28 protein-coding genes are annotated in these 22,892 nt (G+C 65.5%); 12 read left to right on the forward strand and 16 right to left on the reverse strand.

The genetic code is table 11. The features are described from left to right. Positions 1-127: 127 nt before the first annotated feature. The 6 genes from ABE960_RS12475 to zapE all read right to left on the reverse strand — a co-directional run bounded on the left by ABE960_RS12475 (position 128) and on the right by zapE (position 5,139). Positions 128-898, reverse strand: a complete 771-nt coding sequence (locus ABE960_RS12475; protein ID WP_349762603.1) for a cytochrome c1 — start codon at positions 896-898, stop codon at positions 128-130. After that, positions 898-2,157: a cytochrome b gene (locus ABE960_RS12480; RefSeq protein ID WP_349762604.1), complete on the reverse strand. Its 1,260-nt coding sequence runs from the start codon at positions 2,155-2,157 to the stop codon at positions 898-900. The genes ABE960_RS12475 and ABE960_RS12480 overlap by 1 nt, the downstream gene beginning before the upstream one ends. Then, complete coding sequence (gene petA, locus ABE960_RS12485; protein WP_349762606.1) at positions 2,157-2,756, reverse strand: ubiquinol-cytochrome c reductase iron-sulfur subunit; 600 nt, start codon at positions 2,754-2,756, stop codon at positions 2,157-2,159. Before petA ends, ABE960_RS12480 begins: the two co-directional genes overlap by 1 nt. A 219-nt stretch (positions 2,757-2,975) precedes the next feature. Further along, complete coding sequence (rpsI, locus tag ABE960_RS12490) at positions 2,976-3,365, reverse strand: 30S ribosomal protein S9 (protein WP_349762607.1); 390 nt, start codon at positions 3,363-3,365, stop codon at positions 2,976-2,978. Positions 3,366-3,378: 13 nt separating this feature from the next. Next, positions 3,379-3,807: a 50S ribosomal protein L13 gene (gene rplM, locus ABE960_RS12495; RefSeq protein WP_349762608.1), complete on the reverse strand. Its 429-nt coding sequence runs from the start codon at positions 3,805-3,807 to the stop codon at positions 3,379-3,381. A gap of 150 nt (positions 3,808-3,957) precedes the next feature. Then, positions 3,958-5,139 (reverse strand): cell division protein ZapE, encoded by a 1,182-nt coding sequence (gene zapE / locus ABE960_RS12500; RefSeq protein ID WP_432765376.1) that lies wholly within the window; start codon positions 5,137-5,139, stop codon positions 3,958-3,960. A gap of 207 nt (positions 5,140-5,346) precedes the next feature. On the opposite strand from zapE, the gene ABE960_RS12505 reads away from it, so the two are divergent. Further along, positions 5,347-5,784: a ZapG family protein gene (locus tag ABE960_RS12505; RefSeq protein ID WP_349762610.1), complete on the forward strand. Its 438-nt coding sequence runs from the start codon at positions 5,347-5,349 to the stop codon at positions 5,782-5,784. Between the two features lie 60 nt (positions 5,785-5,844). Here the strand turns inward: ABE960_RS12505 and ABE960_RS12510 are convergent, their stop codons facing one another. Further along, positions 5,845-6,606 carry a Nif3-like dinuclear metal center hexameric protein gene (locus ABE960_RS12510; RefSeq protein WP_349762611.1) on the reverse strand — a complete coding sequence of 254 codons (762 nt, stop codon included), beginning with the start codon at positions 6,604-6,606 and terminating at the stop codon, positions 5,845-5,847. Between the two features lie 103 nt (positions 6,607-6,709). On the opposite strand from ABE960_RS12510, the gene ABE960_RS12515 reads away from it, so the two are divergent. Next, complete coding sequence (locus tag ABE960_RS12515) at positions 6,710-7,909, forward strand: Do family serine endopeptidase (RefSeq protein WP_349762775.1); 1,200 nt, start codon at positions 6,710-6,712, stop codon at positions 7,907-7,909. 92 nt (positions 7,910-8,001) lie between these two features. On the opposite strand, the gene hisD is transcribed toward ABE960_RS12515, so the two are convergent. From hisD to ABE960_RS12560, 9 genes are all read right to left on the reverse strand, one after another. Then, positions 8,002-9,324: a histidinol dehydrogenase gene (gene hisD / locus ABE960_RS12520; RefSeq protein WP_349762612.1), complete on the reverse strand. Its 1,323-nt coding sequence runs from the start codon at positions 9,322-9,324 to the stop codon at positions 8,002-8,004. Between the two features lie 75 nt (positions 9,325-9,399). Continuing rightward, entirely contained in the window at positions 9,400-10,062 is a 663-nt protein-coding gene (hisG, locus tag ABE960_RS12525) for an ATP phosphoribosyltransferase (protein ID WP_349762613.1), read from the reverse strand. Positions 10,063-10,101: 39 nt separating this feature from the next. Then, positions 10,102-11,364: a UDP-N-acetylglucosamine 1-carboxyvinyltransferase gene (murA, locus tag ABE960_RS12530; protein WP_349762614.1), complete on the reverse strand. Its 1,263-nt coding sequence runs from the start codon at positions 11,362-11,364 to the stop codon at positions 10,102-10,104. A gap of 12 nt (positions 11,365-11,376) precedes the next feature. Continuing rightward, positions 11,377-11,631: a BolA family protein gene (locus ABE960_RS12535; protein WP_349762615.1), complete on the reverse strand. Its 255-nt coding sequence runs from the start codon at positions 11,629-11,631 to the stop codon at positions 11,377-11,379. Between the two features lie 140 nt (positions 11,632-11,771). Further along, positions 11,772-12,110: an STAS domain-containing protein gene (locus ABE960_RS12540; protein ID WP_349762616.1), complete on the reverse strand. Its 339-nt coding sequence runs from the start codon at positions 12,108-12,110 to the stop codon at positions 11,772-11,774. Beyond that, positions 12,107-12,757 carry an MlaC/ttg2D family ABC transporter substrate-binding protein gene (locus ABE960_RS12545; RefSeq protein ID WP_432765370.1) on the reverse strand — a complete coding sequence of 217 codons (651 nt, stop codon included), beginning with the start codon at positions 12,755-12,757 and terminating at the stop codon, positions 12,107-12,109. The genes ABE960_RS12540 and ABE960_RS12545 overlap by 4 nt, the downstream gene beginning before the upstream one ends. A gap of 5 nt (positions 12,758-12,762) precedes the next feature. Beyond that, on the reverse strand, positions 12,763-13,227 hold the full coding sequence (gene mlaD / locus ABE960_RS12550) for an outer membrane lipid asymmetry maintenance protein MlaD (RefSeq protein WP_349762617.1): 465 nt from the start codon (positions 13,225-13,227) through the stop codon (positions 12,763-12,765). Continuing rightward, entirely contained in the window at positions 13,227-14,006 is a 780-nt protein-coding gene (gene mlaE / locus ABE960_RS12555; RefSeq protein WP_349762618.1) for a lipid asymmetry maintenance ABC transporter permease subunit MlaE, read from the reverse strand. Before mlaE ends, mlaD begins: the two co-directional genes overlap by 1 nt. Next, positions 14,003-14,815: an ABC transporter ATP-binding protein gene (locus tag ABE960_RS12560; protein WP_349762619.1), complete on the reverse strand. Its 813-nt coding sequence runs from the start codon at positions 14,813-14,815 to the stop codon at positions 14,003-14,005. Before ABE960_RS12560 ends, mlaE begins: the two co-directional genes overlap by 4 nt. 145 nt (positions 14,816-14,960) lie before the next feature. Here ABE960_RS12560 and ABE960_RS12565 point away from each other — a divergent pair, with 145 nt between their 5' ends. The 10 genes from ABE960_RS12565 to rapZ all read left to right on the forward strand — a co-directional run bounded on the left by ABE960_RS12565 (position 14,961) and on the right by rapZ (position 22,891). Further along, entirely contained in the window at positions 14,961-15,911 is a 951-nt protein-coding gene (locus ABE960_RS12565) for a calcium/sodium antiporter (protein ID WP_349762620.1), read from the forward strand. A gap of 61 nt (positions 15,912-15,972) precedes the next feature. Continuing rightward, positions 15,973-16,947 carry a KpsF/GutQ family sugar-phosphate isomerase gene (locus ABE960_RS12570; protein WP_432765371.1) on the forward strand — a complete coding sequence of 325 codons (975 nt, stop codon included), beginning with the start codon at positions 15,973-15,975 and terminating at the stop codon, positions 16,945-16,947. 31 nt (positions 16,948-16,978) lie between these two features. Continuing rightward, positions 16,979-17,551, forward strand: a complete 573-nt coding sequence (locus ABE960_RS12575; RefSeq protein WP_349762622.1) for a KdsC family phosphatase — start codon at positions 16,979-16,981, stop codon at positions 17,549-17,551. A gap of 3 nt (positions 17,552-17,554) precedes the next feature. Continuing rightward, entirely contained in the window at positions 17,555-18,139 is a 585-nt protein-coding gene (gene lptC, locus ABE960_RS12580; RefSeq protein ID WP_349762623.1) for an LPS export ABC transporter periplasmic protein LptC, read from the forward strand. Continuing rightward, positions 18,136-18,666, forward strand: a complete 531-nt coding sequence (gene lptA / locus ABE960_RS12585; protein ID WP_349762624.1) for a lipopolysaccharide transport periplasmic protein LptA — start codon at positions 18,136-18,138, stop codon at positions 18,664-18,666. The genes lptC and lptA overlap by 4 nt, the downstream gene beginning before the upstream one ends. Then, complete coding sequence (lptB, locus tag ABE960_RS12590) at positions 18,666-19,391, forward strand: LPS export ABC transporter ATP-binding protein (protein ID WP_349762625.1); 726 nt, start codon at positions 18,666-18,668, stop codon at positions 19,389-19,391. The genes lptA and lptB overlap by 1 nt, the downstream gene beginning before the upstream one ends. A gap of 142 nt (positions 19,392-19,533) precedes the next feature. Beyond that, complete coding sequence (locus ABE960_RS12595; RefSeq protein WP_349762626.1) at positions 19,534-20,958, forward strand: RNA polymerase factor sigma-54; 1,425 nt, start codon at positions 19,534-19,536, stop codon at positions 20,956-20,958. Between the two features lie 170 nt (positions 20,959-21,128). Then, on the forward strand, positions 21,129-21,437 hold the full coding sequence (gene hpf / locus ABE960_RS12600) for a ribosome hibernation-promoting factor, HPF/YfiA family (protein WP_349762627.1): 309 nt from the start codon (positions 21,129-21,131) through the stop codon (positions 21,435-21,437). A gap of 7 nt (positions 21,438-21,444) precedes the next feature. Further along, positions 21,445-21,930, forward strand: a complete 486-nt coding sequence (ptsN, locus tag ABE960_RS12605) for a PTS IIA-like nitrogen regulatory protein PtsN (RefSeq protein ID WP_349762628.1) — start codon at positions 21,445-21,447, stop codon at positions 21,928-21,930. 43 nt (positions 21,931-21,973) lie between these two features. Further along, positions 21,974-22,891, forward strand: coding sequence for an RNase adapter RapZ (rapZ, locus tag ABE960_RS12610; RefSeq protein ID WP_349762629.1), 918 nt, complete (start codon positions 21,974-21,976; stop codon positions 22,889-22,891). Position 22,892: the final 1 nt, after the last annotated feature.

The following is a 22,892-nucleotide window of genomic DNA, read 5'->3' on the forward strand; positions in this document are numbered from 1 at the left end:
GTTCGTGCCGAGATGATAACACGACCGGCCCCGCCTTGAGGGCGATCATGCTGCCCGGTATCGGGCGTACACCACAGGGGCGCACGGCCTGCGGCCATGCGCCCCTGGGTTCTACGTCGCCAACGGATCAGTGAATGTCGCGCCAGTACTCGCGCTTGAGCAGGTAGGCGATGACGCCGAAGATGAAGATGAAGATCAGCACCTTGGGTCCCAGCGACTGGGCCTGCAGCTTGGACGGCTCACCCGCATAGGCCAGGAAGTTGGTCAGGTCGTAGACCGCCGTCTCGAACTCCTTCGGCTCCATCTCGCCGGGCTGGGTGACCTGCAGGGTCTCGCAGGACTGGTACTTCCCGGTCAGCGGATCCAGCTCGGCCCCTGCCACCGGCTTGTCACTGGCAGCGCAGACCTTCTCCTGCACCCCCTGAAGCGGCTCCAGCACGTTGGGCATGGCCACCAGAGGGAAGACCGCATTGTTGACGCCGGTGGGCCGCGAAGGATCCTTGTAGAAGCTCAACAGGTAAGAGTAGATCCAGTCGGTGCCCCGCAGTCGTGCCTCCAGAGTAAGGTCCGGGGGAGGAGCACCGAACCAGTTCTCCGCATCGCCGCTGCCCATGGCGATATGCATCTGGTCATTGAAGGCCAGATTCGGGGAGAAGATCAGGTTGTCCTCGACGAGGCCCTGGGGCATATCCAGATCCTCGGCGGCACGCGCAAACCGCTGGTGCTCCAGGGAGTGGCAGCCCATGCAGTAATTGACGAAGAGCTTCATGCCGTTCTGCAGCGAGGCCTTGTCCTCGAGGTCCGGGTTCATTTCCTCCAGATTGACGCCACCTGCTCCGGCGGCGAACCCGACCATCGGCACCAGCGCGAAGAGCAGTGCGAACAGTTGCTTTTTCATTAGCCAGTCACCCTTTCCGGAACGGGTTTGGTCTTCTCCAGCCGGGTGTAGAACGGCATCAGCAGGAAGAAGGCGAAGTAGATGACGGTACACACCTGGGACAGCAGGGTGCGCCCCTCGGTGACCGGCAATACCCCGAGCACGCCCAGGATCACGAAGCTGATCGCGAACAGTGCCAGCATGACCTTGGACATCCAGCCCTTGTAGCGCATGGAGTTCACCGGACTTCGATCGAGCCACGGCAGCACGAAGAGCACCGCAATCGCCGCGCCCATCGCGATGACACCGAGGAACTTGGCGTCGAGGCCGAACAGCGAGAAGGTGATCGCGCGCAGGATCGCGTAGAAGGGCGTGAAGTACCATACCGGCGCGATATGGTTAGGCGTCTTCAGCGGGTCGGCCGGCTCGAAGTTGGGCTTCTCGAGGAAGTACCCTCCCCCTTCCGGGAAGTAGAAGATCACCACGCAGAAGACGAACAGGAACACCGCCACGCCGACGAGATCCTTCACCGTGTAGTACGGGTGGAAGGGAATGCCGTCCAGCGGCTTGCCGGCCTCATCCTTCTTCTTCTTGATGTCGATGCCATCGGGGTTGTTGGACCCGACCTCGTGCAGGGCGATGATGTGCAGTACCACCAGCGCCAGGATCACGATAGGCAATGCCACCACATGCAGGGCGAAGAAGCGGTTGAGTGTGATGCCGGAGATCAGGAAGTCACCCCGAATCCACTGGGTCAGGTCCGGACCGATCACCGGGATCGCAGAGAACAGCGAGATGATGACCTGGGCACCCCAGTAGGACATCTGTCCCCAGGGCAGCAAATAGCCCATGAAGGCCTCGGCCATCAGCGCCAGGTAGATCGTCATGCCGAAGATCCAGACCAGCTCGCGAGGCGCCTTGTAGGAGCCGTAGAGCAGCCCGCGGAACATGTGCAGATAGACGACCACGAAGAAGGCCGTCGCGCCGGTCGAGTGCATGTAGCGGATCAGCCAGCCGTACTCCACATCACGCATGATGTACTCGACCGAGGCGAAGGCGCCTTCGGCGGAGGGGTTGTAGCTCATGGTCAGCCAGACACCGGTGAGGATCTGGTTGACCAGCACCAGCAGCGCCAGCGAACCGAAGAAGTACCAGAAGTTGAAGTTCTTCGGCGCGTAGTACTTCGCCATGTGGTCCTGCCACATCTGGGTGGCCGGAAAGCGGTCATCGACCCAGCGCATGAACCCGCGCTCCGCCTTGACCTTGTTCGGGTTAGCCATCAGGCAGTCTCCTCATCTTCGCCGACAGTGATCAGCACATCGCTGTCAAAGCGGTAAGGCGGCACCTCGAGGTTGGTCGGTGCCGGCACGTTGCGGAACACTCGACCGGCCAGATCGAAACGCGAACCATGGCAGGGGCAGAAGAAGCCGCCCGGCCAGTTCTCCACGCCGACCCCTTCGGCATTCGGCTCGGGCTTGAACAGCGGCGAGCAGCCCAGGTGGGTGCAGATACCGACCAGCACGCCGATCTCGGGCTTGATGGAGCGAAGCGGGCCTTCCACGTAGGCGGGCTGCTGCGGCACGCTGGACTCCGGATCAGCCAGCCGCGCGGCTTCGATCGATTCGGTACGTTCGATCATCTCCGGGGAACGATTGAGTATCCACACCGGCTTGCCGCGCCACTCGACGGTCATGCGCTGCCCGGACTCGAGCTTAGACACATCCGCCTGCACGGGGGCACCCGCTGCTCTCGCCCTGGCACTAGGCTGCCAGGAAGCCACAAAGGGGACCGCAACCCCGACGGCACCCACCGCACCCACGACGGTGGTGGCACCTACGAGGAAACGGCGCCGACCCTTGTTTACGCCGTTATCTGCCATATTCAGGTTTCTCCCATCAGCTTACCCGTTGTTCCATCACGGGCAGTGAATCCCCCGCGACCACGGATACTAAATGCAGTCTATGGTAAAAAAACGTGTCGCCCCGCACAAGGAAAGGTTCCACGACCATGGTGAAAACCCGGCGACAAATTCTTGATCCGGAACAAAAAACGCCCAGGTCGCTGGACCTGGGCGTTTTCTTGCGACAATAGGTGCGTATCAGCGCTTGGAGAACTGCGGGCGACGACGCGCCTTGCGCAGACCGATCTTCTTGCGCTCGACCTGGCGGGAGTCGCGGGTGACGTAGCCCGCCTCGCGCAGCTGGGGGCGGAAGTCCTCGTTATACACCATCAGGGCACGGGTGATGCCGTGACGGATGGCGCCGGCCTGGGACGAACCACCGCCACCCTTGACGGTGACGTAGACGTCGAACTGGCCCAGGGTGTTGGTCAGCTCCAGCGGCTGGCGAACCACCATCCGGCCGGTGACGCGACCGAAGTACTGGTCCAGCTCACGGCTGTTGACGGTGATCTTGCCGGTCCCCGGCTTCATGAAGACGCGGGCGGTAGAGGTCTTGCGGCGCCCGGTGCCGTAATACTGCTGTGTCATGGCGAAGACTCCCTCAGAGGTTCAGTTCTTGCGGCTGCTGGGCAGCGTGCGGATGCTCGGTGCCGGCGTAGACCTTGAGCTTCGAGTACATCGCACGACCCAAGGGACCCTTCGGCAGCATGCCCTTGACGGCGGACTCGATGACACGCTCCGGTGCGTGGGCGATCATCTTCTCGAAATTCATGGAGCGCAGGCCACCCGGATAGCCGGTATGGCGGTAGTAGGTCTTGGCATTGACCTTGTTGCCGGTGACTTTCACCTTCTCGGCATTGATCACGACGATGTAATCGCCGGTATCGACATGCGGGGTGAATTCCGGCTTGTGCTTGCCACGCAGGCGGCGAGCGATCTCGGTGGCCAGACGACCGAGCGTCTTGTCAGCAGCGTCGACAACGTACCAGTCGCGCTGGACGGACTGCGGTTTGGCAGTGAACGTCTTCATGGATGAATCACCATTCGATGTATTGGGTTCTGCCGCCGATTGTACGGCATGGAACCATCCCTATTTTTCTTGGTTACCCCGCCCCGAGGACGGCATAACAGTCGTGCGAGCGCGCATTCTACACGACCCCAGCCCCGCAGGGGAAGGGGGTCATGGCTTGTGGGGCAGCGCCAGGTAGTCATGGGACTGCATCTCCTGGAGACGCGAGAGGGTTCGCTGGAACTCGAACCCCAGGCGCCCATCCCGATAGAGCTCCTCAGCGGGCACCTCGGCGGACATCAACAGCTTGACGCCGCGGTCGTAGAACTCGTCGACCATGTTGATGAAGCGGCGCGCGCGGTCGTCAGTGGCCCCGCTCATGCGAGTGACGTTGGAGACCAGCACGCTGTGAAACTCACGCGCCAGTTCGATGTAGTCGTTCTGGCTGCGCGGTCCGTCACAGAGTTCGGAGAACTCGAACCACACCACGTCGTCGTGAAGCTGGCGGGTGCGAAGCACACGGCGGTTGATCTCGATGGGCACCCCCTTTTCTCCCTCGTGGCCGGCGATCTCGCGGAAGCTGCGAGCCAGTTCCGTTTCGGCCTCGTCATCGAGCGGTGCATGGAATATCTCGGCACGCTCCAGCACACGCAGCCGATAGTCGACGCCCGAGTCCACGTTGACCACCTCGCAGTGACGCTCGAGCAGATCGATGGCCGGCAGGAAACGGGCCCGCTGCAGCCCCTCCCTGTAGAGGTCTCCCGGCACGATATTGGAGGTCGCCACCAGCACCACGCCATGATCGAAGAGCGATTCGAGCAGGTTGGCCAGGATCATGGCATCGGTGATATCCGTAACGAAGAACTCATCGAAGCAGATCACGCGAGTCTCCGCCGCAAACTTTGCAGCGATCAGCCTGAGCGGGTTCTTCTCGCCCTTGTAGTGCTCGAGTTCGTTGTGCACTCGCTGCATGAACCGGTGGAAATGGGTGCGCATCTTCTCGGGAAAGGGCAGCGTCTCGAAGAAGGTATCCATCAGGTAGGTCTTGCCCCGCCCCACTCCCCCCCAGAAGTAGAGCCCGTTGATGGCGGGCAGCGCCGGCTCGGCGGGCTCGGCGCGCTCGCGACGCCCGAACAGGCCGGCCACCCGCGACGAGAGGCCGCCACTGCGCTTCGGCGGTGCCACCCGGGAGACCGGGGTGCTCACCAACTCCTCATAGAGTCGCTGCAGGTGTGCCACCGCCTGCCACTGGGCGTCATCATACTGATAGTCCCGGCGCTCGAGATCGGCACGGTAGCGGGTCATCGGCGTCTCGGGCCGCCGCGCTTCTCGGGAAGCCGTAGGGAAGTGCATCTCGCTCATGGGGATTCCTGAAGACCTGTCCTCGGGGCATTGGCGGAAAGTATTATACGCAACTCGACCCCACTTGGCATGCGCCGGGCCCGCGTTGACCCGGCACACCGAATCGCCACTATAATGGGCGACCGGGCCTAAACCGGCCACAAGACGACGTTGGTATATCGCACACCATGCGGGCCAATGCTCCAGGGAGAAGCACACGTGTACGAGACCAACATCAACTGGGTGCTGGCCGTCGCCTGCCTGCTGGCCGGCATCGGCATCGGGGCTCTGGGCTACCACCTTCTCAACGCCAGCGCCGGCAACACCCAACGGCTGCGCCAGCGCCTAGCCGAACGCGAGCGTGCCTTCGCGGAACTCAGGGATGGGATGGGCGACAGGCTGGAGCGCATCGCCAGGCTGGCCGACAACCTTCAGCGGGAAAGCCGGAGCCTGGAGCAGGAAGCCGAGGAGGCCAGCACCACCCTCGGCGCTCCCTCCCTGCGCCGCCAGGCCATGACCGACGTCTCGCCGGTAGCCGTCGAGGTTGACGCCGATCCGGCCATGCCCCGGGACTATGCCGACGATCGCGGGACTCTGTCCGAGGACTTCGGCCTGAAGGGCGAGACGGGCGCGCCCCCTCAACCCCCGCGCTACTGAGAACGACACGCCGCCTCGCCATCGCACGCCTCGGCTCTCTCCGGGGCGTGTTCGTTCTGCTCAGGCGGGATTGTCGATGTCGACGAAACGGTGCTCGAGGTCGAACGTCGCGGCCAGCCGATCACCCAGCGCCTGGACCCCGTAGCGTTCGGTGGCATGATGGCCCGCCGCCAGGTAGTGGATGCCCAGCTCTCGCGCCAGGTGGGTGGTGCGCTCGGAGATCTCGCCGGAGATGAAGGCATCGGCGCCGGCCTCGAAGGCAGTGGCAATCATGTCCTGGGCCCCACCCGTACACCAGGCAACTCGGCGAATCTCGCCGCCCCCTGGCGCCTCGATCAGCAACGGCTCTCGCCCAAGGCATTGGCCCACCTTGCGGGCCAGCCCGACGGCATCGAAGCTCGAGGATGGCTCCCCGAGCCACACCAGTCCCTCACCGAGCACCCCATCGGCACAGCCCGTGACGGTAAAGCCCAGCCTCCGGCCGAGTTCGGCGTTGTTGCCAAGTTCGCGATGGGCATCCAGTGGCAGATGGTAGGCCAGCAGGTTGATGTCGTGTGCCAGCAGCGTCGCCAGACGCCGTCGCTTCATGCCGGTGATGGTGACCGGCTCGTTCTTCCAGAAATAGCCGTGGTGGACCAGCAAGAGATCCGCCTGCCAGGCCACGGCTTCGTCGAGCAGCGCCTGGCAGGCGGTCACGCCGGTCATCACCCGGGCAACGCCTTCCCTGCCGGCCACCTGCAGGCCATTCGCGGTATAGTCCTTGAAACGTTCGGGCTCAAGCAGGCGATCACAGGCGGCGACCAGATCGTCTCGATTCGTCATGCAGCCTCCGGGCGTGGTCGAGTTCGCGATGTTACAATCCGCACAGTGTAACCAGCGGGCGGATGCCCCGCGACCCAGCATCGTCGACAAGGATTCCCGCCGCATGCGACGCACCCTGCTCCCCTATCTCTGGCCCGTTCTCATCGGCGTGCTGGGGGCCATCGTTCTGCTCAACGCCTTCCCTCAACTGATCGGGCGTTCGTCATCCGTCCCGGCACAGATGCCCGTCGAGGATGGGGCCGGAACCCGTGAAGCCCCCGAGGTACGCCAGGCAGAGCCAATGACAAGGCAACAGGGGCCGGCCAGCTATGCACAGGCCGTGGAGCGAGCCGCCCCGGCCGTCGTCAACATCTACTCCTCCCGGGTGGTCGAGCGGGAGGAGCATCCGCTCATGTCGGACCCCTTCTTCCGCCAGTTCTTCGGCGACGAGACGCCGAGCCGGCAGCGCATGCTGTCGAGCCTGGGGTCCGGCGTCATCATCAGCGATGATGGCTATGTGCTGACCAACAACCACGTGATCCGCGGGGCCGACCAGATACAGGTCGCCCTGCGCGATGGCCGCGAGACCCTGGCCGAGGTGATCGGCACCGACCCGGAGACCGACCTGGCCGTGTTGCGCATCGACCTCGAGTCGCTGCCGGTGATCGAGCTGACCGACACCACCCGGATCGCCGTAGGCGACGTCTCGCTGGCGATCGGCAACCCCTTCGGCGTCGGCCAGACGGTCACCATGGGCATCATCAGCGCCACCGGGCGCAGCCACCTGGGACTCAATGCCTACGAGGACTTCATCCAGACCGATGCCGCCATCAACCCCGGCAACTCGGGAGGCGCCCTGGTCAATGCCGAGGGTGCGCTGATCGGCATCAATACCGCCATCTTCTCGCGCTCCGGCGGCTCCCAGGGCATCGGCTTCGCCATCCCCGCCAACCTGGCCCGCAGCATCCTTGAGGAACTGGTCATCCGGGGTCGGGTCATTCGAGGCTGGATGGGCATCGAGGCCCAGGACCTCAACCAGGAACTCGCCGCCTCCTTCGGTCTGGAGAGCCCCATCGGGGTGGTCATCGCTGGAGTCGTTCCGGACGGCCCCGGCGACCGGGCCGGCCTGCAGCCCGGCGACGTGCTGCTGGAGGTCGATGGCCAGCCGGTACTGGACCCCCGGCAGACCATGAGCGACATTGCCGCGGTGGAACCCGGCACCCGGCTGCCGCTGACGTTGGTCCGCGGCGGCGAACGCCGGGAGGTGAATATCGAGCTGGGCGAGCGCCCGACGCCGGCGCTGCCCCACTCCGATCAGCGCTGAACCGCGACCACGCATCCCCTACGACGACAGAGGGCCCCGCGATGGCGGGGCCCTCTTGCATGCTTCCCTGACGCCTCGGCGCCCCTGACGGCCTAGGGCGTCAGGCGGTACTCGGCGGAGCGTGCATGGGCGGTGAGCGACTCTCCCCGCGCCAGCGTCGAGGCGATCTTGCCAAGCTCACCGGCGCCCTGGGCCGAACAGTGGATGATGGAGGAACGCTTCTGGAAGTCGTAGACCCCCAGCGGTGAAGAGAATCGCGCCGTGCCCGAGGTAGGGAGAACATGGTTAGGCCCGGCACAGTAGTCACCCAGCGCCTCGGCGGTATAGCGACCCATGAAGATCGCGCCGGCATGACGCACCTCAGACAGCCACCCTTCCGGATTGGCCACCGACAGCTCCAGGTGCTCCGGGGCGATGCGGTTGATCAGCGCTACCGCCTCGTCGCGGTCCCGGCAGTGGATCAGCATGCCCCGGCGGGACAGCGACTCACGGACGATGTCCGCGCGCTCCAGGGTCGGCAGCAGCCGCGCGATGGACGCGTCCACGGCCGCCAGGTGCGCCTCGTCCCAGCTCACCAGGATCGCCTGGGCATCCTCGTCGTGCTCCGCCTGGGAGAAGAGGTCCATGGCCAGCCAGTCGGGATCGGTTCCCCCATCCGAGACCACCAGGATCTCCGAGGGGCCGGCGATCATGTCGATGCCCACCTGGCCGAACACCGCCCGCTTGGCCGTAGCCACATAGATGTTGCCCGGCCCGACGACCTTGTCGACCCGCGGCACGGTCTCGGTGCCGAAGGCCAGGGCCGCCACCGCCTGGGCCCCCCCCAGGGTGAAGACGTGATCGACGCCCGCCAGATACGCCGCCGCCAGCACCAGCTCGTTGAGCACGCCGTCGGGAGTCGGCACCACCATGACGATCTCGCGTACCCCGGCCACATGGGCGGGAATGGCATTCATCAGCACCGAGGAGGGATAGGACGCCTTGCCACCCGGCACATAGATGCCCGCGCGATCCAGCGGCGTGACCTGCTGACCCAGCACGGTGCCGTCCGCCTCGGTGAAGTGCCAGGATTCCGGCTTCTGGTGCTCATGGTAGACGCGGATGCGTTCGGCGGCAGCCGAGAGTGCCTCGCGTTGATCCCCCGGGAGACCCTCATAGGCCTCGCGCAGGCGCTGCTCGCCGAGGGTCAGCTCGGCCATGGAGGTAACGGCAAGACGGTCGAAGCGGTTGGAATACTCCACCAGGGCCGCATCGCCCCGGGTCCTGACCTCGGCCAGAATCTCGTCGACACGCTGCTTGACCGCGGCATCCGAGACGCCGTCCCAGGCCAGCCGCTCCGCCAGGCGGCGATCGAAGTCGGCCTGGGAGGTCGACAGCCGGGCGATCTCGACGCGCTCTTGGGGGGATTCGCTCATGGCAGTGGCTTCCTCTCGAAACAGGGTTCGTCGTCAGGGACAGGAACACGCTCGCGGCGGGGCAGCCGGCCGGCGCTACGACGCCGACAGGGCCGCGCCATCGCGCCGCCTCGCCACCGCCTCGCCGAGACGGGCGATCAACGGCTTGAGCCGGGCATGCTTCATGGTCATGGCGGCCTTGTTGACCACCAGCCGGGTGCTGACCGGGGCGATCAGCTCGCGGGGCTCCATGCCATTGGCCCGCAGCGTGTTGCCGGTATCGACGATATCGACGATCTCGTCGGCCAGGTTCATCAGCGGCGCCAGCTCCATGGCCCCGTAGAGCTTGATCACCTCGGCCTGGATCCCCTGCTCGGCATAGTAGCGACGCGCCACGTTAACGAACTTGGTGGCCACACGGCGCCGCGCACGGGCCGGCTCGGCACCGGTGATGCCGGCGGTCATCAGCTTGCAGCGGGCTATTTCCAGGTCGAGGGGCTCATAGAGACCCTCGACGCCATGCTCGAGCAGCACGTCCTTGCCGGCCACCCCGAGATCCGCCGCCCCGAGCTGCACGTAGGTCGGCACGTCGGTGGCGCGGATCACCACCAGCTTCACGTCCGGCAGGTTGGTGTCGAACAGCAGCTTGCGGCTCTTGCCCAGGTCCTCGGCCGGGGTGATGCCGGCATCGGCCAGCAGGGGCAGGGTCTCGTCGAGAATGCGGCCCTTGGAAAGGGCCAGGATCAGTTGCTTGCTCATGGGTCTCGCCTGTTGTGGGCTCGGCCGAAAAGTGTGGGCTCAGCCGGGAATGCGTCGGATACGCGCCCCCAGCAGCTGCAGTTTTTCCTCGATGCACTCATAGCCGCGGTCGATATGATAGATCCGGTCGACCAGGGTCTCGCCCTCGGCCATCATCGCCGCGATCACCAGGGAGGCGGAGGCCCGCAGGTCGGTGGCCATCACCGGCGCGCCGGAGAGCGTCTCCACGCCGGTGATCACCGCCGTGTTGCCCTCCAGGGCGATGTTGGCCCCCATGCGATTGAGCTCCTGCACATGCATGAAACGGTTCTCGAAGATGGTTTCCACCACCCTGGAGGTACCCTCGGCGACGGCGTTCATAGCCACGAACTGGGCCTGCATGTCGGTGGGAAAGGCCGGATAGGGAGCCGTTCGCAGGTTGACCGCCTTGGGCCGACGTCCCTGCATGTCGAGCTCGATCCAGTCCTCACCGGTGGTCACGGTGGCACCGGCTTCCTCGAGCTTGGCCAGCACCGCATCGAGAATATCGGCCCGTGTCCTGCGCACCTTCACACGACCCCGGGAGAGCGCCGCGGCCACCAGGAAGGTGCCGGTCTCGATGCGGTCGGGCATAACGTCATGGTAGGCGCCGTGCAACCGCTCGACCCCCTCGATGACGATGGTGTCCGTACCATGACCGCGGATGTCGGCGCCCATCTTGATCAGGCACTCGGCGAGATCGACCACCTCGGGCTCCCGGGCAGCGTTCTCCAGAACCGTGGTGCCCTGCGCCAGGGTAGCCGCCATCAGCAGGTTCTCGGTACCGGTCACGGTGACCGTGTCGAAGAAGATGGTGGCGCCCTGCAGTCGGCCGTCGACCCGTGCGCGGATGTAGCCTGCCTCAACACTGATCTCTGCCCCCATGGCCTGAAGGCCCTGGATGTGCAGGTCTACCGGGCGCGAGCCGATGGCGCAGCCGCCGGGCAACGAGACATCCGCGCGGCCGAAGTGAGCCAGCAGCGGCCCGAGTACCAGGATCGAAGCGCGCATCTTCTTGACCAGGTCGTAGGGCGCGTGACAGTCGGTCAACTGGGAGCCGTCGAGCTGAATGCACATCTTGTCACCCATCACCGGCTGGACGCCCATGTGGCCAAGCAGCTCCAGGGTGGTGGTGATGTCCTGCAGGTGTGGCAGGTTGCCGATGGTTACCGGCTCATCGGCCAGCAGGGTGGCGCAGAGGATCGGCAGGGCGGCGTTCTTGGCACCGCTGGCCCAGACCTCGCCGTCGACGGGACCGTTGCCGGTAATGATCAGCTTGTCCATGGAAGGTCGTCCTCAGGCCCCCTGATTGTCGGTGGCCGCCTGCCACTGCTGCGGCGTGTAGGTCTTGATGCTCACCGCGTGAAGGGCCCCTGAGGCGATCTCCTCGTTCAGGGCACCATAGATCATCTGCTGACGCTTGACGGGCGAGAGACCCTCGAAGGCCTCGCCCACGGCCACCACCTGGAAATTGCAGCCTTCGCCCTGGATATGAAACTCGCAGCCGTCGAGTCGATCCTCGAGCAGCGCCTTGACTTCACTGGGTTGCATGGCAACGGCACTCCTGTGGTTCATCGAATGGCGAGAAAAACACGCCGCCGGCCTCGCGTTGTCCGACGGCGGCGCCTCGTCATGGCAGGACATGGTAAAGAAAAGCACCGCGCTTGGCGATGGTGAGGGGCGGGCAGCGATCACTCGCCCTCGGGGGCCTTCAGCGGCAGAAGGGTATCCAGCCCGGCGACCCGTGTCAGGCTATCAAGTGCCGGCGAGAGACAGACTCGCTCGACCCGCAAACCCGCTTCCCGGGCTCGCCGCGTCCACTCCAGCAGCACGCTCAAGGCGGCGCTGCTCACCCGGTCGACACCGATCAGGTCGAAGACCACGTCGCTGCCGGACGGCTGGGCCACCAGCCAATCGCCGCCGGCCTCGGCCATCGCCGAGGCCACCTCGAAGCCGACCTCTCCCGTCACCGCCAGGCGCCCATCATCGGCGTTCAGACTGGAATGGCGCTGATCCAGCAGCACGCTCATGCGTTACCGCCCTGCTCCAGTTCCTCCACGGCGAGTTCGGGCGACCAACCGTCGATGACGGCGTCATAGTCGCGGTTGTGGTCGCGCATGGCCTGGTCGAACTGGTTGCGGAAGGTCAGGCCCAGATTGATGCCGTTGACGATCACATTGACCACCTTCCAACGCCCGTCGTCCAGGCGAAGAGAATAGCTGACCGGATAGACGGTACCGTCGTTGGCCACTACCTCCATGTCAACGCTAGCCTGGTCTTCGTAGCGGGAGGCCTGCTGATTGTCGAGCACGCGGATCTCGCGATAGTCGAAGGTGACAAGCCCCTTGGTGTAGGTGTCGATCAGCGTCTTGCGAAAGGTCTCGACGAACCGCGAGCGTTGCTGTGGTGTGGCATTGCCGAAGTAGCGGCCCATCACGCTGGCGCCGATGTAGCGAAAGTCGGTCACGTCCTCGAGGCTGTCATCGACGATGGCCTCGAGCTCACCGAGATGATCGGCGAAGTACGCCTCACGCCCCTCGATACGCTTCATCAGGTCATCGATGCTGCCCCGGATCATCTGCTCGGGACGCTGGTCGGACTGGGCGGCCATCAGCGGCAGGGCCGCCAGCAGCAGGCAGAGCCCTGCGAAAAGGGCGCGAAGGTTCATCATCTTCATGTCGATCACTCCTTGACCATGCTGGTCACGAACTGCTGGATGAGTTCTTCCAGAACCAGGGCAGACTGGGTGTCTCGCACCGTGTCACCGTTGGCGAGCGTTTCCGGCGCCCCGCCCACCGAGAGCCCGACGTACTGCTCGCCCAGCAGGCCCGCGGTGAGAATGGCGGCGGTACTGTCCTCGGGCAGCTGCCCCTCCAGCTCGACGTCGAGCTCCATCACCACTCGCGCATCGTACCAGTCGGTATCCAGGTCGATGGCTTCGACCCGGCCCACGGTAACGCCGGCCATGGTGACCCGGGCCCGGGGTTTGAGGCCACCGATATTGGCGAAATTGGCCTCGAGCCGGAAGGTCTCGCTAGGCATGCTGAGGCTGAGGCCGCTGACCCTGAGCCCAAGGAACACCAGCCCCAGGATACCGGCCAGCATGAACAGGCCGACCCCGAGTTCCATCGTCTTGCTGCGCTTCATTAAGTTGCTCCGAACATCAGGGCGGTGAGGACGAAATCCAGGCCCAGTACCGCCAGAGAGGAATAGACCACCGTGCGGGTGGTGGCACGCGAGATGCCTTCCGAGGTGGGAATCAGGTCATGGCCCTGGAAGACCGCGATCCAGGTCACCACCAGGGCGAATACCAGGCTCTTGATCAAGCCGTTGCCGACATCATCGAAGAATTCGACGCTGGCCTGCATGTTCCCCCAGTAGGAACCCTCGAACACCCCCAGCCATTCGACACCGACCAGTTGACCGCCCCATACCCCCACCGCGCTGAAGCCGATGGTCAGCAGCGGCAGGGCTACGAAGCCGGCCCAGAGACGCGGCGCGACCACTCGCCGCAGCGGGTCCACGCCGATCATCTCCATGCTGGTCAGCTGCTCGGTGGCCTTCATCAGGCCGATCTCGGCGGTCAGTGCCGAGCCGGCTCGCCCGGCAAAAAGCAACGCCGCCACCACCGGGCCCAGTTCACGCAGCAGCGAAAGCGCCACCATCTGCCCGAGGGCCTGCTCGGCACCGAAGTCGACCAGGATGGTATAGCCCTGGAGGGCGAGCACCATGCCGATGAACAGGCCCGAGACCAGCACGATGGCAAGGGACATCACGCCGACGAAGTGCATCTGGCGAACCCACAGGTAAAGGCCTTCGCGGCTCGGCACACCCACCGCAGACTGGCCGAGGAAGATCCCGGCCCGGCCCAGCGATTCCAGCAGGTCGCAGCCACGCCGGCCCAGGCGACGGATACGGTCGATCATTGCGGCCCCCCGGTGCCCAGGATATCGGCGTAGAAGTCCATCGCCGGGTAGTGGAACGGCACCGGCCCGTCCGGCTCGCCATGCATGAACTGGCGGACCCGAGGGTCCTGATCCGCATCGAGGCTCGCCGGGGTGCCGTGGGCCATCACCCGGCCGTCGGCGATCACGTAGACGTAGTCGGCGATGGTCAGTGTCTCCTTGATGTCGTGGGAAACCACCACGGCCGTCAGCCCCAGGGCCTGGTTGAGACGCTTGATCAGCTGCACGAGCACCCCCATGGAGATGGGGTCCTGCCCGGCAAAGGGCTCATCGTAGAGGATCAGCTCCGGGTCTAGGGCAATCGCGCGTGCCAGAGCCACCCGACGGGCCATGCCGCCGGAGAGTTCCGACGTCCTCAGCTCACGGGCCCCGCGCAGCCCCACCGCCTGTAGCTTCATCAGCACGAGGTCGCGAATCATCGCCTCGGGCAGGTCGGTATGCACTCGCAGCGGGAAGGCCACGTTCTCGAAGACATCGAGGTCGGAAAAAAGCGCACCGCTCTGGAACAGCATGCCCATTCTCCGACGCAGCCCGAACAGGGCCTTGCGAGACAGCGCATGAACATCCTGGCCATCGACGCATACCCGCCCCGCATCTGGGGTGAGCTGACCGCCGATCATCTTGAGAAGGGTGGTCTTGCCGGTGCCACTGGGGCCCATGATGGCAGTGATACGACCACGCTGTATGGTCAGGTCGACGTCGCGGAAGATCTCCTTCTCGCCGCGCGAGAAGTTCAGGCTCTCCACTTCCACGAAGGGGGAGTCCGTCATTGCGTCAGCATCCTCGGGAAAATTATCGAACATCGTATCCTAACCATGCCCTGACACGCCAGCACCCAGAGGCCCCTTGCACCACCGAAGCCTGCCAGGTTCAATGTGCGCCCCTCATTCACCAGCCCCGGATCTCGATCTCGCCATGCTGCTCCCCCTGCTGATCGTCATGCTCGGCTTCGCCGGACTGCTGTGGAGTGCCGACCGCTTCGTCGGGGCGGCCGCCGCCACCGCCCGGCGGGCCGGCATGAGCACCCTGCTGGTGGGGATGACCATCGTCTCGCTGGGCACCTCGGCACCGGAGATCGTGGTATCGGTGATGGCGTCCCTGGACGACGCGCCGGATCTCGCCATCGGCAATGCGCTGGGTTCCAACATCGCCAATATCGCCCTCGTGCTGGGCGTGACCGCCATGGTAGTGCCGATCCCGGTGCGCTTCTCCATCGTGCGCCGCGAACTGCCGCTGCTGCTCGGCGCCACTGGCCTGGCCGGCTATGCGCTGGCCAACGGCCATCTGGACCGCCTCGACGGCGTGCTGCTGCTGGTGGTGCTGGTGTTCAGCCTGTGGTGGCTGTTCCGCGCCGACGCCCCGGACGGCGACAGCGGCGGCGAGATTCCGGGCATGCCCCTTTACCAGGCCCTGGCCTGGCTGACCGGCACCCTGGTGATCATGGTCGCCAGTTCCCGGGCACTGGTGTGGGGGGCCAGCGAACTGGCCAGAGGGCTCGGCGTCAGCGAACTGGTGATCGGCCTTACCGTGGTGGCCATCGGTACCAGCCTTCCGGAACTGGCCGCCTGTGTCGTCAGTGCCCTGAAACGCCACCACGACCTGGCCATCGGTAACGTCATCGGCTCCAACCTCTTCAACATGCTGACCGTCCTGCCCATCCCCGCCCTGCTGGCGCCGGGAGCCACCGATCCGGCGGCGGCCGGCCGCGACTACCCGGTGATGCTGCTGCTGACCCTGGCCCTGGGGGCCCTGCTGCTGTGGAACCGGCGGGGACACCTGGGACGCCTGCCAGGCGCCCTATTGGTGGTGAGCTATGCCGTCTACCTGGTCTGGCTGGGGAGTTCGGGCCTCCCCGCTGCCGCCTGACCCCTTGAGTGAAACCCCACAACGGGCAACAATCACTGTCATGACCAACGACACTCCTTCCATGGCCGGCACTTCCCTCCTGCGCGACAGTGCCCGCCGCACACTGGAACTGGAACAGCAGGCCGTGGCGGCCCTGTCCGAGCGCCTCGACGATGCCTTCGACCATGCCTGCCGGCTGATCCTGGCCTGCCGGGGCCGGGTGGTGGTCATCGGCATGGGAAAGTCTGGGCATATCGCCGGCAAGATCGCCGCCACCCTGGCCAGCACCGGCACCCCGGCCTTCTTCGTGCATCCTGGCGAGGCCAGCCATGGCGACCTAGGCATGATCACCCGCGGCGACGTGGTGCTGGCGCTCTCCAACTCCGGCGAGACCGCCGAGGTCACCGCCCTGCTGCCCCTGCTCAAGCGCATGGGAACGCCCCTGATCACCATGACCGGACGCCCCGACTCGACCCTGGGCCGCCATGCCGACGCCCACCTGGATGCCGGGGTCGAGCGCGAGGCCTGCCCGCTGGACCTGGCGCCGACTTCGTCCACCACCGCCGCCCTTGCCCTCGGTGACGCCCTGGCGGTGGCGCTGCTCGAATCCCGCGGCTTCACGGCCGAGGACTTCGCCCTTTCGCACCCCGGCGGCAGCCTCGGCAAGCGCCTGCTGCTGCGGGTCGCCGATCTGATGCATCAGGGCAGCCGGCTACCCACGGTTCCGCTGGGGAGCCCCCTGCGCGACGCCCTTCTGGAGATCACGCGCCAGGGCCTCGGATTCACCTGCGTAGTGGGTGCCGATGGCCGCCTGGCCGGGGTCTACACAGACGGCGACCTGCGTAGGACCCTCGACCAGCACAGCGACCTCTCGGCACTCACCGTCGACGACGTCATGACTCGCCCCGGCAAGCGCATCGCTCCCGACACCCTGGCCGCCGAGGCCGTCCGCATGATGGAGGACAGCCGCATCTCGGCACTGGCGGTGGTAGACTCCGACGGCCGCCCGGTAGGCGCCCTTCACATGCATGACCTGCTCGCCACCGGCGTCATTTAATCATCTATTCCGACCACTTCCCGGAGATACCATGAGCCTTGCCTCTTCACTTAACGACAGCCCACTGAATGACAGCAAGCTCGTGGACCGACTGCGCCACATCCGCCTGCTGGCCCTGGACGTGGACGGTGTGCTCACCGACGGGCGCCTCTATTTCCAGGCCGATGGCGTCGAGATCAAGGCCTTCCACACTCATGACGGACACGGCATCAAGCTCGTGCAGCGCGCCGGCATCGAGGTGGCACTGATCACCGGGCGTGACTCACCGATGGTCAGCCAGCGCGCCGCCGCGCTGGGCGTCAAGCATGTCTTCCAGGGAGCGGAGAAGAAGCTGACCGTGCTGCGAGAGCTGTGCGGACGGCTCGGCCTCGAACTCGAGCAGGTCGCCTACTGCGGTGATGACATGCCCGACGTGGCCGCCATCCGCCGGGCCGGGATCGGCATCAGCGTGCCCGGCGCACCGAGCTATATCCGCGGCCAGGCCGACTGGGTGACCGAAACCATGGGCGGCCACGGCGCTGTTCGGGAGATCTGCGACACCCTTCTTCAGGCCCAGGGACACTGGGACGCCGTGCTCGACACCTACCTGCACGGCTCGACCTGATCCATGGGCCTGCCGCGCCCCGGCTTTCGCACCGGCCTTTTGCTGCTGCTGTTCGCCCTGGGTGGCGGACTGGCCCTGCTCGACCTGCAAGACGCCCCCCTCCCCGGCCCGGTGCCGGGGGGCGCGTCGGGCGAGCCAGACTACTATCTGGAGAACGCCCGGCTGACCCGCTTCGATGCAAAGGGGCAGCCCCACCAGCGCCTCGACACTCCGCGGCTGACCCACACCCCCCATGACGACATCACCCGCCTGCAGCGCCCGCAGGGCAAGTTGCTGGACGACTCGGGCCGAGTCTGGCTGGCCCGCGGCGACAGAGGCACCCTGGAGACGGGCGGCAACCCGCTGACCCTGTCCGGCGATGCGCAGCTCCGGGCCCCTGCGGAGCGCTGGCAACTGGACACCGAGATCCTGCATTTCGATGCCGATAGCGGCCACGCCTGGAGCGAGACGCCGGCTGTGCTGCGCCAACCTCCCCAGCGGATGAGCGGCGAGCGCTTCGACGCCTGGATCCATGACAACCGCGCCCGGCTGACCGACAATGTCCGCGGCCACCATCCGCCCCAGACCCACGAGGACCCCGAGTCATGACGCGAACTTCCCTCGCCCCCCTTTCGACCCTCGTCGTCATCGGCCTGTTGCTAGGCAGTGCTCAGGCACTGGCATTGGAGGGTGACGCCAGCGCCCCGATCGAGGTGGAGGCCAATCAGCTCGATCTCGACGATCGCGAAGGCACCGCCGTCTATACCGGCAATGTGGACATCCGCCAGGGGAGCATGCAGCTGACCGGCGACCGTGTGGAAATACGGCGCAACGACCAGGGCCAGCTCAGTCAAGCCACCGCCACCGGCGAGCGCGCCTACATCGAGCAACTGCCCGCACCGGACGAGCCCATGGTCCGCGGCTGGGGCCGCACCGTTATCTACCACGTCGCCGAGCGCCGCATCGAACTGATAGACCGCGCCGAACTGCATCAGGGTGGCGACACCTTCGATGGTGGCTACCTCGAATACTTCCTCGACCGCCGCGTCGTCCAGGCCCGCTCCGATGCAGAAGGTGTACAGGAGCGCCAGCGGGTGCGGATGACCCTCGAGCCCGCAAAGCAGGGCGGCCAGTGATGAAGACCCTGAGAGCCCAGCACCTGGCCAAGGGCTACAAGCGTCGCCGAGTGGTGCAGGACATCAGCCTCTCCATCGGGCAGGGCCAGATCGTCGGCCTGCTCGGCCCCAACGGGGCCGGCAAGACTACCTCCTTCTACATGATCGTCGGTCTGGTGCGCGCCGATGCCGGCGAGGTGCATATCGACGACCTGGACCTCTCGACCGCAGCCATGCACGAGCGGGCCAGGGCCGGCATCGGCTACCTGCCCCAGGAAGCCTCGATCTTTCGCAAGCTGTCGGTCGCCGACAACATCATGGCGATCCTCGAGACACGCCCGGACCTCGACCGCAGGGGCCGCGAGGCCAGGCTCGAGGAGCTCCTCGGGGACTTCCACGTGACGCACATCCGCGACAACCTGGGCATGAGCCTCTCCGGTGGCGAACGGCGACGCGTGGAAATCGCCCGGGCGCTGGCCACCGAGCCTGCCTTCATCCTGCTCGACGAACCCTTCGCCGGCGTCGACCCCATCTCGGTGGGCGAGATCAAGGGCATCATCCGCCAGCTCAAGGCCCGAGAAATCGGCGTGCTGATCACCGACCACAATGTGCGCGAGACCCTCGATATCTGCGACAGCGCCTACATCGTCGGTGACGGCCGGATCATCGCCGAGGGCAATGCCGAGGCGATCCTGGCCAACCAGCGCGTCCGCGAGGTCTACCTGGGCCAGGACTTCCGGCTCTGAACTCCAATCTCATGATATAAATGTCGTTATGGCTAAGCGGCATGAAGATTGCGCATGGCACGATTGTTGCATTTTTCCAGTTGCAACCCCCTCGGCCAGGGGCTAGGGTGGGAGTTTTCCTCACGTCGGGGGAACTCCTCTCATGGCCATGAAGGCTTCCCTGCAGCTTCGCGTCGGCACCCAGCTGACCATGACCCCCCAGCTGCAGCAGGCCATCGCCCTGCTGCAGCTCTCGACCCTGGACCTACGCCAGGAGATTCAGCAGGCGCTGGATTCCAACCCCCTGCTGGATGTCGAAGATGACTTCGGCGAAGAGGAGGTGGACGAAACACCCGACGACGACTGGGCCAGCGAGATTCCCGACGAACTCACCACCGACAGCGACTGGTCGGATACCTATCAGGACCTTGGTAGCGTTCCTGCCGGCGGCAGTGGCGAGGGTCCCGATTTCGAGCGTCAGGCGTCGGGGCAGAGCCTGCAGGGCCATCTGGCCTGGCAACTGGCCATGACCAACCTGGACGAGCGCCAGATGCTCATCGCCGAGAGCCTGATCGACAGCCTGAACGGCGACGGCTACCTCACCCAGCCCCTGGAGGAGATCCGCGACGGCCTCAGGGCCCAGGGCCTCGCGGGCCTCAGGAGCCGGGAACTCGAGCAGGTGCTCCTGCGCCTCCAGCAGTTCGAGCCCACTGGGGTCTTCGCCCGTGACCTGCGCGAGTGCCTGATGTTGCAACTGGCCACCCTGCCCGATGACACACCGCTCTTGCCCCAGGCCCGCCGCCTGGTTCGCCAGTTCCTCGAGGCCCTCGCCGGCGACGACCGACGCCTTCTCAAGCGCCGGCTCAGCCTCGACGATGAGGCCCTCGACACGGTGATCGACCTGGTACGCTCGCTGGATCCCCGCCCCGGCAGCGCCTTCACCGAAAACGACAACGACTATGTGATTCCCGATCTGATCGCGCGGCATGCCCGCGATGGCTGGCAGGTAGAACTCAATCCCGAGGCCATGCCGCGCCTGCGCATCCAGCCCGACTATGCCGCGCTGATTCGACGAGCCGACAAGAGCGAGGACAACCAGTTCCTCAAGGACCACCTGCAGGAGGCGCGCTGGCTGATGAAGAGCCTCTCCAGCCGTAACGATACGCTGCTGCGGGTGGGCCGCGAGATCATGGTGCGCCAGATCGACTTCCTGGAGCATGGCGAGGAGGCCATGAAACCCCTGATCCTGGCCGATATCGCCCAGGTCGTGGAGATGCACGAGTCGACCATCTCGCGAGTCACCACCCAGAAGTTCATCCATACCCCGCGCGGCATGTTCGAGCTCAAGTACTTCTTCTCCAGCCAGGTAGGAGGCGGCAACGGCGAGGGTGATGCCCACTCCAGCACCGCCATCCGCGCCCGGATTCGCAAGCTGATCCAGGACGAGGCCCCTCGCAAGCCACTCTCCGACAGCAAGCTGGTCGCCCTGCTCGATGAGGCCGGCATCGGCGTCGCGCGACGCACGGTAGCGAAATATCGCGAGGCGATGGGAATCCCCTCCTCCAGCGAGCGCAAGCGGCTGCGTTGAACGGGGTCCAATGGCGCACTCCAGTACCCGGATGCTTTCTCCCGAATTTGCCGCAAGCAATTGAAATCACGCTATTCGGCGAGAAATCCAATCCCCTCGACCGCGGGGGTATGCAGGACGACAAAAAGGGTTACAATCGATTCACACCCCGTAAGAGCAAGGAGCGTGTCATGCAAGTCAACATCACCGGCCACCATGTAGACCTGACCGACGCACTGCGTGACTATGTGCAGGAGAAACTTACCCGCGTCGAGCGTCACTACGACAACATCACCAACGTGCAGGTCACCCTCTCCGTGGAGAAGGAACGCCAGCAGGCGGCCTGCACCCTTCATGCCGCCGGTGCCGACCTCCATGCAGAGGCCATGGATAATGACATGTATGCCGCCATCGATGCTCTCGCCGACAAGCTCGACCGTCAGTTGGTGAAGCACAAGGAAAAGGCCCAGGCCCGCGCCCAGGGCGCTGGCGCCCGCTGATTCCGTCATGACACTGGACGCCATCCTGCCCCCCGAGCGCACCCTCTTCGATGTGCCGGGGGGGAGCAAGAAGCGAGTGCTGGAATTCTTCAGCACCTTCATTGCCCAGAACACGCCGAGCCTCGACAGCCAGGAGGTCTTCAGCCGACTGATCGGCCGCGAACGACTGGGCAGCACCGGCATCGGCAACGGGGTCGCCATCCCCCACGCACGAAACCCTCACTGCAAGGCACCCATCGCCGGCTTCCTCAAGCTGGCCGAACCGGTGGATTTCGATGCCATCGACGGGGAACCGGTAGACCTGGTCTTCGTGCTGCTGGTACCCGAGGAGGCCGACGAGGCGCATCTCGCCTTGCTCGGCCAGGTCGCCGGCGTGATGAACGACACCGACACCCGGGCCCGCCTGCGTCACAGCGCAAGCCAGCGCGAGCTCCATGAGCTCCTCATGGAGGCGATTCGACAACAGGCCCAGACCGGCGGCCAGGGAGGCTGATCCTCCTTGGCCGCCCGGCCATTACCACGACCAGGAGACCCGCATGCAGCTCGTGATCATCAGTGGCCGGTCGGGTTCCGGCAAGTCGATCGCGCTGCAGGCGCTTGAAGACCTGGGCTACTACGCCATCGACAACCTGCCGGCGATGCTGCTCGGCCCACTCGTTGATGAGCTCCAGGGTGATCGCAGCGTGCGCTCCTCGATCGCCGTCAGCATCGATGCCCGCAATCTCCCGGAAGCCCTGGAACGCTTTCCCGAGTTGCTCGATGACCTGCGCACCCGCGACCTTGAGTGCCAGGTGGTCTACCTGACCACCGATGCGCGGATCCTGCTGGAGCGCTACTCCCACACCCGGCGCCGCCACCCGCTCACACGCGGCAGTGGCATGACCCTGGCCGAGGCCATCGACACCGAGGAACAGGCGCTCTCGGAGATCCGCGATCTCGCCGATCTGGTGATCGACACCTCGCGGCTCTCGGTGCACGAGCTACGGGGGCGCATCACCGACCAGGTAGCGGGCCATCGGGCCGAGCAGATGACCCTGACCGTGGAGTCCTTCGGCTTCAAGCGCGGGGTGCCGCTGGATGCGGACATCGTCTTCGACGCCCGTTGCCTGCCCAACCCCTACTGGGACCCGGCACTGCGGGACGCCACGGGACGAGAGGCCAGCATCATCGCCTTCCTCGACAGCTACCCGGTGGTCTCCGAGATGCACGATGACATCCTCGCCTGGGTAGAGCGCTGGCTGCCGCGCTACCAGAACAGCCAGCGCAGCTACCTCACCGTGGCCATCGGCTGCACCGGGGGCCAGCACCGCTCGGTCTACCTGGCCGAACGACTGGCCAATCATCTCTCGCGGCGGCATGCCGGCGTCAGACTTCGCCATCGCGAGCTGGGGATGCAGGTCAAACTCGCCACCGAAGAAACGGCGGGCCACGACACGCAACAGCAAGGAACCTGAC

Origin of the sequence: Halomonas aquatica, assembly GCF_040196335.1 — a bacterium.
Taxonomy (GTDB): domain Bacteria; phylum Pseudomonadota; class Gammaproteobacteria; order Pseudomonadales; family Halomonadaceae; genus Halomonas; species Halomonas aquatica.

What these genes read in the sequence shown, in the direction of transcription:
- ABE960_RS12475 (WP_349762603.1), bottom strand. Translation starts at nt 898, where the DNA reads ATGAAAAAGCAACTGTTCGCACTGCTCTTCGCGCTGGTGCCGATGGTC.
- ABE960_RS12480 (WP_349762604.1), bottom strand. Translation starts at nt 2,157, where the DNA reads ATGGCTAACCCGAACAAGGTCAAGGCGGAGCGCGGGTTCATGCGCTGG.
- petA (WP_349762606.1), bottom strand. Translation starts at nt 2,756, where the DNA reads ATGGCAGATAACGGCGTAAACAAGGGTCGGCGCCGTTTCCTCGTAGGT.
- rpsI (WP_349762607.1), bottom strand. Translation starts at nt 3,365, where the DNA reads ATGACACAGCAGTATTACGGCACCGGGCGCCGCAAGACCTCTACCGCC.
- rplM (WP_349762608.1), bottom strand. Translation starts at nt 3,807, where the DNA reads ATGAAGACGTTCACTGCCAAACCGCAGTCCGTCCAGCGCGACTGGTAC.
- zapE (WP_432765376.1), bottom strand. Translation starts at nt 5,139, where the DNA reads ATGCACTTCCCTACGGCTTCCCGAGAAGCGCGGCGGCCCGAGACGCCG.
- ABE960_RS12510 (WP_349762611.1), bottom strand. Translation starts at nt 6,606, where the DNA reads ATGACGAATCGAGACGATCTGGTCGCCGCCTGTGATCGCCTGCTTGAG.
- ABE960_RS12515 (WP_349762775.1), top strand. Translation starts at nt 6,710, where the DNA reads ATGCGACGCACCCTGCTCCCCTATCTCTGGCCCGTTCTCATCGGCGTG.
- hisD (WP_349762612.1), bottom strand. Translation starts at nt 9,324, where the DNA reads ATGAGCGAATCCCCCCAAGAGCGCGTCGAGATCGCCCGGCTGTCGACC.
- hisG (WP_349762613.1), bottom strand. Translation starts at nt 10,062, where the DNA reads ATGAGCAAGCAACTGATCCTGGCCCTTTCCAAGGGCCGCATTCTCGAC.
- murA (WP_349762614.1), bottom strand. Translation starts at nt 11,364, where the DNA reads ATGGACAAGCTGATCATTACCGGCAACGGTCCCGTCGACGGCGAGGTC.
- ABE960_RS12535 (WP_349762615.1), bottom strand. Translation starts at nt 11,631, where the DNA reads ATGCAACCCAGTGAAGTCAAGGCGCTGCTCGAGGATCGACTCGACGGC.
- ABE960_RS12540 (WP_349762616.1), bottom strand. Translation starts at nt 12,110, where the DNA reads ATGAGCGTGCTGCTGGATCAGCGCCATTCCAGTCTGAACGCCGATGAT.
- ABE960_RS12545 (WP_432765370.1), bottom strand. Translation starts at nt 12,757, where the DNA reads ATGAAGATGATGAACCTTCGCGCCCTTTTCGCAGGGCTCTGCCTGCTG.
- mlaD (WP_349762617.1), bottom strand. Translation starts at nt 13,227, where the DNA reads ATGAAGCGCAGCAAGACGATGGAACTCGGGGTCGGCCTGTTCATGCTG.
- mlaE (WP_349762618.1), bottom strand. Translation starts at nt 14,006, where the DNA reads ATGATCGACCGTATCCGTCGCCTGGGCCGGCGTGGCTGCGACCTGCTG.
- ABE960_RS12560 (WP_349762619.1), bottom strand. Translation starts at nt 14,815, where the DNA reads ATGACGGACTCCCCCTTCGTGGAAGTGGAGAGCCTGAACTTCTCGCGC.
- ABE960_RS12565 (WP_349762620.1), top strand. Translation starts at nt 14,961, where the DNA reads ATGCTGCTCCCCCTGCTGATCGTCATGCTCGGCTTCGCCGGACTGCTG.
- ABE960_RS12570 (WP_432765371.1), top strand. Translation starts at nt 15,973, where the DNA reads ATGGCCGGCACTTCCCTCCTGCGCGACAGTGCCCGCCGCACACTGGAA.
- ABE960_RS12575 (WP_349762622.1), top strand. Translation starts at nt 16,979, where the DNA reads ATGAGCCTTGCCTCTTCACTTAACGACAGCCCACTGAATGACAGCAAG.
- lptC (WP_349762623.1), top strand. Translation starts at nt 17,555, where the DNA reads ATGGGCCTGCCGCGCCCCGGCTTTCGCACCGGCCTTTTGCTGCTGCTG.
- lptA (WP_349762624.1), top strand. Translation starts at nt 18,136, where the DNA reads ATGACGCGAACTTCCCTCGCCCCCCTTTCGACCCTCGTCGTCATCGGC.
- lptB (WP_349762625.1), top strand. Translation starts at nt 18,666, where the DNA reads ATGAAGACCCTGAGAGCCCAGCACCTGGCCAAGGGCTACAAGCGTCGC.
- ABE960_RS12595 (WP_349762626.1), top strand. Translation starts at nt 19,534, where the DNA reads ATGGCCATGAAGGCTTCCCTGCAGCTTCGCGTCGGCACCCAGCTGACC.
- hpf (WP_349762627.1), top strand. Translation starts at nt 21,129, where the DNA reads ATGCAAGTCAACATCACCGGCCACCATGTAGACCTGACCGACGCACTG.
- ptsN (WP_349762628.1), top strand. Translation starts at nt 21,445, where the DNA reads ATGACACTGGACGCCATCCTGCCCCCCGAGCGCACCCTCTTCGATGTG.
- rapZ (WP_349762629.1), top strand. Translation starts at nt 21,974, where the DNA reads ATGCAGCTCGTGATCATCAGTGGCCGGTCGGGTTCCGGCAAGTCGATC.